The sequence below is a fragment of the Streptomyces sp. GL_141 genome, assembly GCF_057834385.1.
The window spans coordinates 2,522,440-2,536,925 of sequence record NZ_CM174402.1 but is presented as its reverse complement, the minus strand read 5'-3'; the positions used below and the strand labels follow the sequence as shown (position 1 = coordinate 2,536,925).

Here is a 14,486-nt window from a genome sequence, read left to right as displayed (position 1 = left end):
GGCAAGCGTGGCGACCGATATGCGTGGGGCCGTCGCCCGGGTCGTGCCGCCGCGGCCGGGGGAAGAGAAGAGCTGGGGCCGGGTCACCACGCCGCGGACGCTGCTCTCCCGGGCGCTCTCCGTGCCGCTGGCCCTCGGGTTCACCGTCTTCCTGCCGCTCTTCGTCGCCGTGCAGCCCGGCGCCGGCCAGCACGACGCCGCCTTCTGGCTTCAGCTCCTGCTCACCATGTACGCGGGCGCCCGTCTCTCGGCGATGGTCCTGACCAGCCGCCGCAAGCTGCTCCAGGGCTCCTTCTGGCTCTTCGTCTACATGGCCATGGGCGTGGCCCCCCTCGCGCAGGCCGTGCTCGGCCAGGTGCCGACGCCCGTCGTCGGCCCGCGTTCCGACCTCACCGCCGCCATCAGCCTGGTGCTGCTCGGCTGCGCCGCCTTCGACGTGGGCGTGCTGCTGGCCCGGCACCGGCCGGCCGGCCGTGCGGGCGGTTCGCTCAAGGAGCCGCGCCCGGTCATGGCGCACCGCAGGCGGCTCTACGTGCTGACCGGCGTGGCGTTCCTGGGCGGGGCGGCCCTGATCGTGAAGCTCGGCGGTCCGGCGGTGTTCTTCTCCAGTCGCCAGGAGATCATCGCGGGCATCGAGGAGGCGGGCGTCTCCCAGGACGGCCAGGCCGGGCAGGCGCTGCTGCGCGGATTCGGCACGGTCCCCGCGCTGTTGGCGCTGCTGCTGTACACGCGCTGGCTGATCACCTCGAAGTTCGCCCGCCGCAAGATGTCGATCATCGTCACCTGGTCGGCGCTCATGGTCCTCAACCTGATCGTCAACAACCCGATCTCGAACCCGCGCTACTGGTTCCTGACGGTGATGTTCGCGCTCCTCTTCACCGTCTTCCCGGTGAGCGCCGCGATGTACCGGGTGGCGCTGTCCATGGCCGTGGTGATCGCCCTGCTGGTCTTCCCGTTCGCGGACCGCTTCCGCTACGACGAGAAGAACTACAAGCCGGTGGAGACGACCTCCTTCCTGGAGCCGATGGCGCTCAAGGACTACGACCAGATCGGCATGTTCGCCAACACCATCACCTTCTCGGAGTCCGGTCCCGGGCACTCCTACGGGCGCCAGCTCGCCGGATCCGTCTTCTTCGCGGTGCCGCGCTCGGTGTGGTCGGGCAAGCCGCGCGACACCGGCGTGATGGTCGGCCAGTGGATGGGCACGGTCAACACCAACCTCTCCTCGCCGATCTGGGCCGAGCTGTGGATCGACTTCGGGCCGCTGGGCATGGGTGCGGGGCTCCTGGGGATGGGGTACGCCTCCGCCCGCGTCGACCGGCGCTACGCGAAGCGCGCCCGGCGCAGTTCGCCGCCGGGCAGTCTGATCTCCACGGTGGTCCCGCTGGTCGCGGGGTACTCCTTCATCCTGCTGCGCGGGCCGCTGCTCCAGGCCTCGGGCCGGATCGCCATCGCGGGGATGTGCCTCGCGCTCGTGGCCACGTACCGGCAGGACAGGGCCACCTCCCTGCGCTGACCGCAGACCCGGCCAGGTGCGCAATCGCTTCACAAGTGCATCCACTCAACTTGTGCACCGGATAAGCGCCCTCGGTACAGTGGTGTCATGACCGAGACCGTGGGGCGCCGCGAGCGCAAGAAGGCCCTGACCCGCAAGTCCCTGGCCGATGCCGCGCTGCGCCTGTTCCTGGAGCACGGGTACGACAAGGTCGGCGTCCGTGACGTGGCGGAGGCGGCCGACGTCTCGGTGACCACGCTGTTCAAGCACTTCCCGAGCAAGGAAGCCCTGGTCTTCGGTGAAGACGGGGCCACCAGCGACATCGAGGCCACGCTCGTCTCGGCGGTACGGGACCGCGCGCCCGGGCAGTCGGTCCTGCACTCCCTGCGCGAGCACTTCGTGGAGACCCGGGCGAGCCGGCGGATCGACGACCCGGCGGTGATCGCGCACATCACCCTGGTCCGGGAGACCCCGGAGCTGCAGGAGTACTGGGACCGGATGTGGCGGCGCCACGAGTTCGCGCTCGCCGCCGCGATCGCGGAAGCCGCCGGCGCTCCCGAGGGCGACCTCAGGTCCGCCGCGCTGGCCCGCTTCGTGATGGACACCGCGAGCCTGATCCGCGGCCAGGAGGACCAGCGCCAGGCCATGCGGGAGCTGTTCGCCCTGATCGAAGCGGGCTTCGGCGACACCCCGGCCTGACCGGCCGGGAGAGACTCAGGCCGCCCGGACCTGGTCGGCGGCGGTGGGCGCGGCCGCTTCGGGGACGGGCAGCCGGGCCACGCGCAGCCAGCCCGCCGCGGCCTTCGCGGCGGAGCCGAGGGCCAGCCCCCAGGCGGCTCCGGCCACGCCCCAGGCGGCGTACCCGCCCAGCAGCAGCCCGACCGACAGCAGCGAGAAGACCACCTGGAGCGAGAGCGTGGCCTTCGGGTTCAGCACCCGCAGGGTCAGCAGCGCACAGGTGCCGAGCCCCATGACGGCGTACTGGGCTCCGGTCGCGGGCAGCAGCGCGGCCGCCGCCTGCCAGGTGTCGCCGAGCAGTTCGCGGCCGGCCCGCTCCGGCAGCGCGTGGAGCACGGCCCCCCACGCGGCGCCGGTCACCGCGAGCGCGCCGCCCATCAGGGCGGTCAGCCGGACCACGCCCCGCTTCCCCGAGGCCCGGCCGACGACCGGCGGGCCGAAGGAGTTCGCGGAGTTGAACAGCACGTTCAGCGGCCCGAAGAGGGTGGTGGCGCCGCGCAGCGCGCCCACGGCCAGCGGGGTCGCGAAGACGCCGAGCCCCAGGACGGCGAGCTGACTGGAGCCGTTGCCCACGGCGAACTCCACCACGAACCGCTGTCCCAGGTGGCCGCGCCGCAGGTAGGGGCGGATGTCGGCGGCGGCACCCCGTACCGAGGGCCGCAGCAGCCACAGGCCCAGCGCGAGCGCGGGCAGCGCGGAGATCCCCCACACCAGCACCAGCCGCCCCGCCGAAGCGCCCTCGGGCTGGAGCAGCAGCGCCGGCACCACGCAGGCGAGGCGCAGCGCGTCGGCGGCCAGCGCCCGCCCGGGCACCCGCAGGGCGGAGAAGCAGTAGCGCAGCCCGTCCTGGAGGAGCACCAGGGGCAGGACGAGTCCCAGCGCGAGGAACGCCCGTCCGGTGGCCCCGGGCAACAGCAGTCCCAGGAGGGCCAGTACGGCTCCCACCGCGGCCGAGGCGGCGCCCGTGAAGGCGAGCCCCGAGCGGCAGGCCCCGGCCAGACGGGCCGGTTCCTTCTCCAGCACCAGGGTCTGGCCGACGTAGGCCATGCTCAGGCCGAGCAGCACGGTGAAGGTCACGTAGACCATCGTGAAGTCGGCGAAGCCGGCCGCCGAGGAGAGCCGGGCGGCCAGCACCAGGACCAGGATGTTCGTGGCGCTGGACGCGGCCTGGTCCAGTACTGAGGCGACCGCGGCTAGGCCGCCTCTTTCGGATCCTGTCGGACGAGCCCGCGGCGTCTGGTGCCGTGCCTGGGCGTGCTGTCGGGGCGTTCGCGTACTGGACGTACGTGGTCGTCTCGGCAGTGCGGCCAGGCGCGGTGCCAGGCGTCGCGGGCCCGACAGGATCCGAAAGAGACGGCCTGGGCCGCGCCGGCTCACCGCCGGCCCGTGCGGACCGTACGCAGGGCGACCGTGTCGGTGCCGTCGCCCGGGATGTGCTGGGCGGCGTCGGCGGCGGCCACCTCGTACGGGATCGGCTGCGGCTCCCGCGAACCGGGCGAGGGCGCGGGCGGCGCGGGCCGGGGCTCCTCGGCGGCGGGGTCGCCGCCCTTGGGAGCCCTGCCGAGGCCGCGCTTCTTCTCGCCCGGCAGCGGCGCGTGCAGGACGGCTCCCAGCACCGTGCCGCCGGCCCCGCTGATCAGCTCGCGGATGCGGGAGAGGTCGGTGCGGCGCACCGCGCCGGGGTTGCAGACGACCAGGACGCCGTCGACGCGGTCGACGAGCGCGAGGGCGTCGGCGTACGAGAGCACGGGCGGGGCGAGCACCACGACGGTGGAGTTGGGGGAGTCGGCCTCGGAGATCAGCCGGGTGGCCCGCTGCGAGGTCAGCGCGCGGGGCACGTTGCGCACCCGCTCGCCCGGGATCAGGTCGAAGCTGCCCGATTCCCCGGCGTCCACGAGGAGCTGGCGGCCGTCGGGCCACTCGGTGTCCCCGTGCTGCGCGCCGGCGCCGCCCTGCGACTGGCTCCAGCGCGGCCGGCCGGCGGCGTCGGTGGGCAGCTGGCTGGCCAGCACCGGGGTGCGCAGGTCGGCCTCGATGAGGAGCACGTCCTTGCCGGTCTCCGCGAAGGAGGCGGCCAGGTTCACCGCCACGGCGGCGGCGATCTCGCTGCTGCCGCGCGGGGCGACCACGAGGAGGCGGCGCCGGTCCGCGAAGCGGGCGTCGTAGGCGAGCCGGAAGGCCACCGAGCGGAACTCCTCGGCCAGCCGGGGGTCTTCCTCGCCGGCCGCGAGCAGCGGCCCGCCGTCGGCCTTGCCCCGCGGCAGGGAACCCAGGACCGGCGCGCGCAGGGCCCGGGCGACATCGCCCTCGGAGCGCGGAGCCGGGTCGAAGACCAGGCGCACCCAGGCGCCGAGCAGGCCCAGGGCGAGGCCCACGGCCGCGCCGAGCGCGAGGGACATGGGCAGGCCCGGGCCGTCGGCCCCGTGCGGCGGGACGGCGGAGCTGGTGACCCGGCCGGGGGTCATGTCCAGGGCCTGGAGCTTGGCGATGTTGCCGTTGAGGGTGTTGATCTTGCTCTGCTGGTCGGTCTTGGAGGAGTACGCGGCGTCCCGCGCGGGACCGGCCGGCATGCTCGTGATCTGCTTGGCGAGCTCGTCGAGCTGCTTGGCCACCGGGTCGCGCTGGTCCTGGTAGCCCTTGACCATCTTGTCGCGGGTGACGTCGAGGGCCTCCTGCCGCTTGAGCAGGTAGGCCTCGGTCATCGCGTTGGCGCGCTTGGCGGCCTCGGCGGGTGAGGAGGCGGTGTAGGTGAAGCGGAGCACCATCGTCTGCGGGGGGTTGGTCACCTGCAGACCGGCGCGCAGGGCCGAGAAGTCGGTGGGCGAGACCCCGAGCTTCTTCGCGGCCTCGTTGGCTATGGAGCTGGAGAGCGCGACCTGCCGCTCCGAGCCGATGTTGATCGCCTTGTCGGGGGCGAGGCTCGGGTTGAAGGGGTCGTCGGTGGGCGCGCGCAGCACGATGTCGGCGGTGGCCACGTAGGTGTCCGCCGTGGAGACGCCGAGGTAGACCCCGCCGAGCAGGCCGATGCCCACGCCCGCGCCGATGAGCCGGCGGTAGCGCAGGAGCTGGCGGAACTGGTCCCGGAGCAGGTCCGGTTCGTCCTCGGCCGGAGCCGCTGCCGGGCGGTTGGTCTCGATCACGGCCGGGGACCCCCAAGTGCTTCGTCCATCAGTGCGTCGATGCGGGCGAGGCCCGCCTCACGGCTCAGGTGCGCCGCCACGTGGCGCGGCCCGGCCGCCCCCAGTGCGTCCGCGCCCGCGGGGTCCTCGGCCAGCGCCCGTACGGCCTTCAGCAGGGCCTCCGGGTTCTCCGGCGGTACGAGCACCCCGGCGCCCGAACGTTCCACTTCCTGGGCGGTCCCGCCCAGTGCCGCGACGGAGGCGACGACGGGACGGCCGGCCTGGAAGTACGAGGTCAGTTTGGACGGCACGCTCATGTCCATCACGGCGGCGTGCTGCGTGACCGCGAGCACGTCCGCCGCGGCGAGGATATCGGGGAACTCGCCGTCCGCGGCAGGGGGGATGATGTCGAGATTGGGAACATCGGCCGCCAGGTCGGCGAGGGCGGAGCGCTGGCTGCCGTCTCCCATCAGTACGAAACGGACGCTCGGGTCCAGCCGGGCGGCGCCGACGAGGACCTCCAGCCCCTGCTTGAGCCCCATGTTCCCGGAGTGCAGGACGACGGTCTGGTCGGGAGCCCACCCGAGGTGGTGGCGGGTCCGCCCGCGCGGCTTGGTGGGCAGCGCCACGTGGGACCAGTTGGGGACGAGCCGGATCCGCTTGGGGTCCACGCCCATGCCGACGACCCGGTCGACGAACGTCTCGTGGATCACACCGACGAGGGTGGCCCGCTTCAGGGCGTGGGCCTCGGCCCGACCGGCGAACGCGGCCGCCTTGTCCCCGCCGCTGATCCCGCTCTGCGCGGCGGCGGCGCCCATCAGGTCCTGGACGACCGGGACGAAGGGGACCTTCCAGCGTGCCGCGAGGCGGGCGGCCACCAGACCGCCGGCCAGGCTGGGCATCTGGGCGAGGACCGCGTCCGGCTTCGCCATCCGCGGCGGGGCCACGGAGCCGTGCAGCAGAATCGATCCTTCGAAAAGGGCCCGACGCAGGGCGGTCTGGCGCGGGGGGACGGTGTGCGCACGCCGGTGCACGGTCACGCCCGCACGCTGTTCCGTGCGCCGTAGCGCCCCCTTGTACTCCGGCTCGACGGACCAGGCCGGGTAGTGGGGCATGCCCGCCAGGACGTGGGTCTCGTGACCGAGATCCGCCCAGTGCTCCGCGATCTGGGTGGCGTACGGGCCGATGCCCGTGTGCTCGGGGGCGTAATTCGTGGAAACCAGCAGTAGGCGTCGCTGACCGGATTTCGACACTGGACGTCCCCCTCTCACCAGGATGATGCGCACGTCACCCTATTCGTTCACCGGCAACACAGGGAACGTGCACGCTATTGTCTGCTAATCCGCCACACCGGGGTGTGCGGCTTCTGGGGGATAACACGTGACGGAGCAGGACATGTCCGAATTTGCCGAGACCGGGCACAGACCACACCGCATCGGCTACGCGCCGGGTGCCTACGATCTGTTCCATATCGGACACCTCAACATCCTTCGCCACGCCCGGAGTCAGTGCGACTACCTGGTGGCCGGGGTGGTATCCGACGAAATGGCCGAACTCGCCAAGGGGCGACGCCCGGTGATCCCGCTCGTCGAGCGACTGGAGATCGTCCGCAGCGTGCAGTACGTGGACGCCGCCTTCGTCGAGACGGTTCCGGACAAAGTCGAAACGTGGAAGCAAGTCCGTTTCGACGTCATATTCAAGGGCGACGACTGGCGCGGCACCCCCAAGGGCGACCAGCTCGAAAGGGACTTCGCCGTGCACGGGGTCGAGGTCGTCTACTTCCCGTACACGGTCCACACCTCCAGCACCCAGCTGCGCCGGGCCCTTGACGTGCTGTCGCAGCCGCTCGCCACGGAACAGCGGGGCTGAGCGGCGCCAACGGCAGGGCGAGGCGGGGCATCCGGCGGGGCATCCGGCCGGGCCGCGGTCCGGCGGCGGGCGCCTGCCCCGGTCACCTCGGTACGGCGCTGAGCTCCCGGAACCACTTCGCGAGGAACGCCACCAGGAACAGCGCGGCCATCACGCCCGCCCCGGCGTACGCCCAGCGGAACGCGCCGCTGCCGCCGAGGAGCAGGAACACCAGGCAGAACACCCCGTAGTCCACGGGCAGCAGTGCCACCGCGCGCAGGGCCGACGGTGCGGCGGCCGCGCTCCCCGGCGCCGGCTTCGGCTTGAGCTTCTCGGTCAGCAGCCCCCCGAAGAAGGTCACCACCGCGGCGAGCTGGAAGCCCAGGGGCACCAGCAGCCAGCCGGCCGAGGCGGCTCCGTCAGCCCCGCCGCCGCCGATCCCGTAGGCCTCGGGGAAGCGGTAGAAGGCGATCAGCACGCAGGTGTGCAGCGCGGTGAGCTTCGCGCAGTCCACGACGTGGTCCAGCCACTCGCCCGCCGCACTGCCGCCCCCGCGGAGCCGGGCCAACTGCCCGTCGGCGGAGTCGAAGGCGAAGCCGACGGCGAGCAGGGCCCACACCGCGATCCCCAGCCCCCACGAGGGCGAGACCAGCGCGACGGCGGCCGCGCCCGCGAAGCTCAGGGCGGCGCTGATCAGCGTCACCTGGTTCGGGGTGAGCCCGAGCGCGTACGACCCGGCGGCCAGGTAGCGTCCGACGGGCCGGTTGACGAACCGGGAGTACAGGGACACTCCCTTCGCCGACTTCTGCGCCCCGCGCAGCTCCCGCAACGCGGTCCCGACACTCGCCATCGACTCAACCCCTCGAACATCCGTATGTGCGTGCGTGCGTACGAAGGCCACATCATTGCAGGGTGTTCCGAGGGCTCCCGACCGTCAGCCCGCCACCTTCAGTCCACCACCTGGCCCACCACCTTCAGCAGCAGCACCGCACGGGCCGGGACGGTGACGCTCTCGCCGCCGCGGTGCACGGTGGCGGGCGCCGCCGCCTGGTCCTCCCGGGAGGTGTCCAGGACCAGTTCGTACGCCCGGCCCCACGGCGCCCCCGGCAGCACCCACGCCACCGGCCGGTCCCCGGCGTGCAGCAGCGCCAGGAAGCTGTCGTCCGTGACCTGCCGCCCGCGCTCGTCACGGCCCGGGATGTCCTGCCCCGACAGGTACAGGCCCACCGACCCGGCCGGGGCGTACCAGTCCCGCTCGGTCATCTCCACCCCCGCCGGGGTGAACCAGGCCAGGTCCCGCAGCCCGTCCGCCCCCTGCGAGCGCCCCGAGAAGAACGCGCGGCGCCGCAGCACCGGATGGGCCCGGCGCAGCGCCAGCAGCCGCCGGGTCAGCGCCAGCAGCGGCTGCCAGGACGGGTCCTCCAGCAGCGACCAGTCCACCCAGCTCGTCTCGTTGTCCTGGCAGTACGCGTTGTTGTTGCCGCCCTGCGTGCGCCCGAACTCGTCGCCCGCCACCAGCATCGGCACCCCGGTCGACAGCAGCAGCGTGGTCAGGAGGTTCCGCAGCTGCCGCCGGCGCAGCGCCGCGATCCGCGGATCCGTGCCCTCTTCGGGCTCGCCCTCCACCCCGCAGTTCCAGGACCGGTTGTCATTGGTCCCGTCCCGTCCCGCCTCGCCGTTCTCCTCGTTGTGCTTGGACTCGTACGACACCAGGTCGCGCAGGGTGAAACCGTCGTGCGCGGTGATGAAGTTGACCGAGGCGTACGGCCGCCGCCCGCCCCACGCGTACAGGTCGCTCGATCCCGACAGCCGGTACCCGAGGTCCCGTACGTCGGGCAGCGCCCCGCGCCAGAAGTCCCGTACGGCGTCCCGGTAGCGGTCGTTCCACTCCGTCCACAGCGGTGGGAACGCCCCCACCTGGTACCCGCCCGAGCCCACGTCCCACGGTTCGGCGATCAGTTTCACCCGTCGCAGCACCGGATCCTGGGCGATCACCGCGAGGAACGGCGAGAGCATGTCCACGTCGTGCATCGAGCGGGCCAGCGCCGCCGCCAGGTCGAAGCGGAAGCCGTCCACCCCCATCTCCGTCACCCAGTACCGCAGCGAGTCGGTGATCAGGCGCAGCACGTGCGGGCGCCCGGCGTGCAGGGTGTTGCCGCAGCCGGTGTAGTCCGCGTACCGGCGCTGGTCCGACTGGAGCCGGTAGTAGGCCCGGTTGTCGATCCCGCGCAGCGACAGCGTCGGGCCCAGCTCGCCGGCCTCCGCCGTGTGGTTGTAGACCACGTCGAGGATGACCTCGATCCCGGCGGCGTGCAGCGCCTTGACCATCCGCTTGAACTCGCCGACCTGCTGGCCGGCCGTACCGCTGGAGGAGTACGCGGCGTGCGGGGCGAAGTAGCCGACCGAGTTGTAGCCCCAGTAGTTGCGCAGGCCCCGGCGCAGCAGGTGGTCCTCGTGGGCGAACTGGTGGACCGGCAGCAGTTCCACCGCCGTCACCCCGAGCCCGGTCAGGTGCTCGATCGCCGCCGGGTGGGCGAGGCCCGCGTACGTGCCGCGCAGGTGCTCGGGGATGCCGGGGTGGCGCATCGTGAAGCCGCGCACGTGCAGTTCGTAGATGACGGAATCGGCCCACGGGGTCTTCGGCCGGACGTCGTCCGCCCAGTCGTCGTCATCGTGGACCACGACCCCCTTCGGGACGTGCGGCGCCGAGTCGCGGTCGTCGCGCACGGTGTCCGCGATGTACTGCTGCGGCCAGTCGCGGACGTGCCCGTACACCTCCGGCGGCAGCAGGAAGTCCCCGTCCACGGCCCGTGCGTACGGGTCCAGGAGCAGCTTCGCCGGATTGTGGCGGGCCCCCGTCCACGGGTCCCAGCGCCCGTGCACCCGGAATCCGTACCGCTGCCCGGGCCGGACCCCCGGCAGGAAGCCGTGCCAGATCTCGTGGGTCAGCTCCGTCAGCGCACAGCGGCTCTCGGAGCCGTCCTCCGCGAAGAGGCAGACCTCCACCGCCTCCGCGCCCTGGGCCCACAGCGCGAAGTTGGTCCCGGCCGTCCCGTCCGGCCCCTGGTGGAACCGGGCCCCCAGCGGATGAGAGGAGCCGGGCCATGCGGGCGGCCCGGGGCGGGTCCGCTCCCGCACCGCCGCCACATGGGCTCTGACCTGGCCGTTCACCGTCCCGGTCGACGCCCCGTTCGACGCCGCGTTCCCGTTCCCGTTCCCGTTTCCGGTCCCGGCGCCGTTCCCGTTCCCGTTGCCGGTTCCGTCGGGGTGGCCGGTCCCGTCGGGGTGGCCCGTCCCGTTCGGATGCCCGGTCCCCGCGACGGCTTCCACCGCCTCTTGCTCGGCTGCGCTCGACACTGCCCGCCTCCACGGCTCTCGGTACCTGCGGGGGTGGGGGAACTGCGGCCCCGGCGTCCCTGCCGGAGCCCGCCCCCGTCTGGTCCTTCCCACTGTTCTGCCCGGACTGTCCTGCCTGGAACGTGGGCCGCGCCCACGTTTCCCCCGGAGGGGCCCGGTCGTTGGAGGAACGTGACTCTTCTGACGAGGCGGGCAGGGGCGGGCTTGGCCGCCGTGGCGGTATGGGCGGGGCTCCTCGGAGGCCTGGCCGGATGCACCGAGAACGGCGGCTCCCCGATCGAGATCCAGCTGCCCGGCAAACCCCGGTCACCGGACGAGGCGATCAGGATCACCCCCGACGACAATGCCAAGGGGGTGCCGGCCGAGGGCCCGCTGAGGGTCACCGTGCCCGAGGGCCGCCTGGAGCGGGTCGTGGTCACCAAGGTGGAGGACGCCCAGGAGGAGAAGGTGCCCGGCTCCATCGCCGTCGACGGGCTCAGCTGGAGCCCCGACACGCCGTCGGGCCGGCTCGCGCTCGCGGCCAAGTACACCGTCGACGCGGTCGCGCTCGACGGGCACAACCGGCGCCAGGCCCGGCACACCACCTTCACCACCTACGTTCCCGAGGAGCGGTTCATCGGCTACTTCAAGCCGGAGAACCGCTCGACCGTCGGCACCGGCATGATCATCTCCTTCGGGTTCAGCCGGTCCATCGAACGCCGCGCCGACGTGGAGCGGGCCATCACGATCACCTCCGACCCGGCCGTGGAGGTGGTGGGCCACTGGTTCGGCGACGAGCGCCTCGATTTCCGTCCCAAGACCTACTGGAAGCCCGGCACCGAGGTCACGGTGAAGATCGGCCTGCGGGACGTCGAGGGCGCCCCCGGCTCCTACGGGATCCAGGACAAGACCCTGCGCTTCACCGTCGGCCGCTCCCAGATCTCCACCGTCGACGCGGCCGCGCACACCATGGAGGTCCGGCGCGACGGCGAGCTGCTGTCCACCGTGCCGATCACCGCGGGGGCACCGAAGAACATGACCTACAACGGGAAGATGGTGGTGATGGAGCTCTTCGACGTCACCCGGATGAACGGGCAGACCGTCGGCTTCGGCGGCGAGTACGACATCCCCGACGTCCCGCACGCCATCCGCCTCACCCGTTCCGGGACCTTCCTGCACGGCAACTACTGGGCGAGCCCCGACACCTTCGGCTCCACCAACGTCAGCCACGGCTGCATCGGACTGCGCGACAACAAGGGCGGCGGCTCGGACACCCCGGCCGGCTGGTTCTTCGACCGGACCCTGGTCGGCGACGTGGTGGAGGTCGTGAACTCGCAGGACAAGACGGTCGCCCCGGACAACGGGCTGGGCGGCTGGAACATGTCCTGGCCCACCTGGGTCGCGGGCTCCGCACTCGGCTGATCACCCGTCACCTGTTGTTCCCCGCACCGCCGGTCCCTCACCTGCCGTTCCCCGCACCCGACACCCCAGTCGAGTGATTGTCGTACCGGAATGCCGTAGCGGGGGAGTGTCGGTCCGCCCGGCTCGCCGGAGCCCGCCGCCAGCCTGTACGGGCCCGCACGCACGCGGCGGCGGGCAACGGACGGAGCGTCATGTCAGCAAGGAAGTGGACCCTCGGCCCCCTGGGGCTCGCCCTCGGGGCCGTACTGGCCGCGGGCGCCCCGGCGGCCCTGGCGGCGCCGGCCGCGCCGGGCCCCGGCGGACAGCAGCCGGGGCCGGCCCGGCAGGCCGCCGCCCTGCGTGCACCGCTGCCGGGCAGGCTCGGCCCCTGCCTCGGGGCCGGGTGCGTCGACCCGTTCCCGGCGATCGATACCGGTACCGTCGCCAAGGGCTACGACGAGGGCATCAACATCTTCGTCGGCGCCGACTTCCTCGTCCGCGAGCGCGCCGCCGAGGCCGAGGGCAAGGTCGTCGTCCTCGGCACCTTCGACCAGAACAAGAACCTGGCGGCCACCGGCGGCGGGTACAACATCGGCGTCGTCGGGGCGGGTTCGCTCGTGCAGCCTCCGCCGGGTTCGGACTTCCTGACCACCGGCCGCAACGTCACGATCGCCGCCGATCAGCGGCTGATCGCGGACACCGGCGTCGTCCGCCACGCGGGCACCGCCCCCGGGCCCGGCACCGTCACCGGCCGGCTGGTGGCCGACCCGGCCGCGATCACCCCCTACGCCGGCCTGCGCGACCAGCTCACCGCGGCCAGCCGCTGCTACGCCCGGGTCGACGGCCAGCCGCGCGCGGCGACGGGCACCGCCGTCAACCAGGACGGCACCACGGTCTTCACCGGGGACAACGCCTCCCCGCTCCAGGTCTTCAACGTGGACTTCGACCTGGTGGGCCCGACCGGCGGATCCATCGGCATCCGCTTCGACCGGATCCCGGCCGACGCCACCGTCCTGGTCAACGTCCTGGGCGCCAGTCCCACGATCAGCACCTACGGCGGCAGCATCAACGACGTCGGGGCCGGCGCCGACCCCTGGAACGGCTACCGCACCCGGCTGCTGTGGAACTTCCCCGACGCCACCGCCGTCCAGCTCGTCGGCACCGGGCAGTTCCAGGGGAGCGTGCTCGTCGGCGAGCAGGCCTCGCGCACCACCGTCACCCTGCCCGGGACCAACGGCCGCTTCTTCACCACCGGCGAGCTCCTCCACACCAGCACCGGGGGCGGCGGTCAGGAGTTCCACGCGTACCCCTTCAACGGCGACCTGCCGGCCTGCGGGAACACCGGTCCGGTCACGGGCGCCGTCTCCGTCACCAAGCGGGACGACGCGGACAACGCGCTGGCGGGAGCCACGTACGAGCTGTGGCAGGAGACCAACGGCGCCCCCGGAGCCCAGTTCACCAGCCCCGGCGGGGACACCAAGGTCGCCGACTGCGTGACCCCGGTGAGCGGCGTCTGCTCCCGCACCGTCCCGCTCGGCACGTACTACTGGCGCGAGACGCAGGCTCCGGACGGCTACCAGCTCGCGGAGAACCCCGTCGCCGAACTGACGCTGACCGAGCAGAACGCCACCGCGGGCGCGAGCGTCAGCATGAGCAACACCAAGCTTCCCGGCAGCGCCGAGGTGGTGCTGCGCAAGTCCGACGCGGACGGCGGGGCGCTGCTGCCCGGCGCCCGCTTCGAGCTGTGGCGCGAGGCAAACGACCGTACGGGCCTGCAGACCGACGGAACGCTCCCCGACGAGCAGCTCGCCGGGTCCTGCACCACCGACGCGCAGGGAAGCTGCACGGTCCAGCTCCCCGTCGGTGAGCGGTACTACTGGCGGGAGACGCAGGCACCGGCCGGCTACGACCTGCCGGCGGACCCGGTCACGCCGTTCGACCTCACCGCGGACCACGTGACGACGGGCCTCGTCGTCAGCGTCACGGACGAGCGGACCGGGGAGCCCGACTACGAGGGGTCGATCGAGGTCCTGAAGAAGGACGCGAAGACGAAGCGCCCGCTGCGCGGGGCGGTCTTCGAGGTGTGGAAGGAGACCAACAGCACCCGGGGCCTCCAGACGCGCGGCATCAACCCGGACCGCAAGGTGACGGCGGGCTGCGCGACCGACCGGGCCGGGGTGTGCGCGTTCCCGGGTCTGGAGGAGGGCTGGTACTACGTGGTCGAAACGGCCGTGCCGGAGGGCTACGTCCTCCCGCGCAACCGGGTCACCGGGCCGCTCCACCTGGACGGGACCACCCCGGACCACCGCCTGGTGGTCACCTTGGAGAACAAGCGCGACGACCACGGCAAGGGTGGCAACGGCGGTAAGGACAAGGACAAGGGCAAGGGCAAGGGCCCGAAGCCGCGGCCGGGCGCGTAGGCCGGGCGGAGCGGCCGCCGAGTAGGCCGCCCGGGTGGGCCGGTGACCCTGCCGGCCCACCCGGCGCGCCGGGGCCGGGCGGATCCGGTTGGCTCGGAGCCGACGGCCCGGCCGGCGGGCGCGAGGAGG

The 14,486-nt window shown here is 72.8% G+C and carries 10 protein-coding genes; 5 read left to right on the top strand and 5 right to left on the bottom strand.

Annotated features, from left to right (window positions below; translation table 11 throughout):
* Positions 1-19 precede the first annotated feature (19 nt).
* A complete protein-coding gene (locus tag AC3IX6_RS10650; protein WP_489371399.1) occupies positions 20-1,516 on the top strand; it encodes a hypothetical protein in 1,497 nt (498 codons plus the stop codon).
* 87 nt (positions 1,517-1,603) lie between these two features.
* Positions 1,604-2,194 carry a TetR/AcrR family transcriptional regulator gene (locus tag AC3IX6_RS10645; protein ID WP_489369926.1) on the top strand — a complete coding sequence of 197 codons (591 nt, stop codon included), beginning with the start codon at positions 1,604-1,606 and terminating at the stop codon, positions 2,192-2,194.
* A 15-nt stretch (positions 2,195-2,209) separates the two neighbouring features.
* On the opposite strand, the gene AC3IX6_RS10640 is transcribed toward AC3IX6_RS10645, so the two are convergent.
* The 3 genes from AC3IX6_RS10640 to AC3IX6_RS10630 form a co-directional block, all read right to left on the bottom strand.
* Positions 2,210-3,367, bottom strand: a complete 1,158-nt coding sequence (locus tag AC3IX6_RS10640; RefSeq protein WP_489369925.1) for an MATE family efflux transporter — start codon at positions 3,365-3,367, stop codon at positions 2,210-2,212.
* A 239-nt stretch (positions 3,368-3,606) separates the two neighbouring features.
* Positions 3,607-5,373, bottom strand: coding sequence for a tyrosine-protein kinase domain-containing protein (locus AC3IX6_RS10635; protein WP_489369924.1), 1,767 nt, complete (start codon positions 5,371-5,373; stop codon positions 3,607-3,609).
* The gene (locus AC3IX6_RS10630) at positions 5,370-6,575 is read right to left on the bottom strand and encodes a glycosyltransferase (protein ID WP_489371398.1); all 1,206 of its coding nucleotides are present in this window, start codon (positions 6,573-6,575) and stop codon (positions 5,370-5,372) included. Before AC3IX6_RS10630 ends, AC3IX6_RS10635 begins: the two co-directional genes overlap by 4 nt.
* 172 nt (positions 6,576-6,747) lie before the next feature.
* Between AC3IX6_RS10630 and AC3IX6_RS10625 the strand changes: the two genes are divergently transcribed.
* The gene (locus AC3IX6_RS10625; protein WP_489369923.1) at positions 6,748-7,221 is read left to right on the top strand and encodes an FAD synthase family protein; all 474 of its coding nucleotides are present in this window, start codon (positions 6,748-6,750) and stop codon (positions 7,219-7,221) included.
* An 82-nt stretch (positions 7,222-7,303) separates the two neighbouring features.
* Here AC3IX6_RS10625 and AC3IX6_RS10620 read toward each other — a convergent pair whose 3' ends face one another.
* Both AC3IX6_RS10620 and glgX read right to left on the bottom strand, forming a co-directional pair.
* Positions 7,304-8,050 (bottom strand): CDP-alcohol phosphatidyltransferase family protein, encoded by a 747-nt coding sequence (locus AC3IX6_RS10620; protein ID WP_489369922.1) that lies wholly within the window; start codon positions 8,048-8,050, stop codon positions 7,304-7,306.
* Positions 8,051-8,148: 98 nt separating this feature from the next.
* Positions 8,149-10,371: a glycogen debranching protein GlgX gene (glgX, locus tag AC3IX6_RS10615; protein ID WP_489371397.1), complete on the bottom strand. Its 2,223-nt coding sequence runs from the start codon at positions 10,369-10,371 to the stop codon at positions 8,149-8,151.
* Between the two features lie 390 nt (positions 10,372-10,761).
* On the opposite strand from glgX, the gene AC3IX6_RS10610 reads away from it, so the two are divergent.
* Positions 10,762-11,958: a L,D-transpeptidase gene (locus AC3IX6_RS10610; protein ID WP_489369921.1), complete on the top strand. Its 1,197-nt coding sequence runs from the start codon at positions 10,762-10,764 to the stop codon at positions 11,956-11,958.
* Positions 11,959-12,149: 191 nt separating this feature from the next.
* Positions 12,150-14,357, top strand: a complete 2,208-nt coding sequence (locus AC3IX6_RS10605; RefSeq protein WP_489369920.1) for a choice-of-anchor A family protein — start codon at positions 12,150-12,152, stop codon at positions 14,355-14,357.
* Positions 14,358-14,486 lie beyond the last annotated feature (129 nt).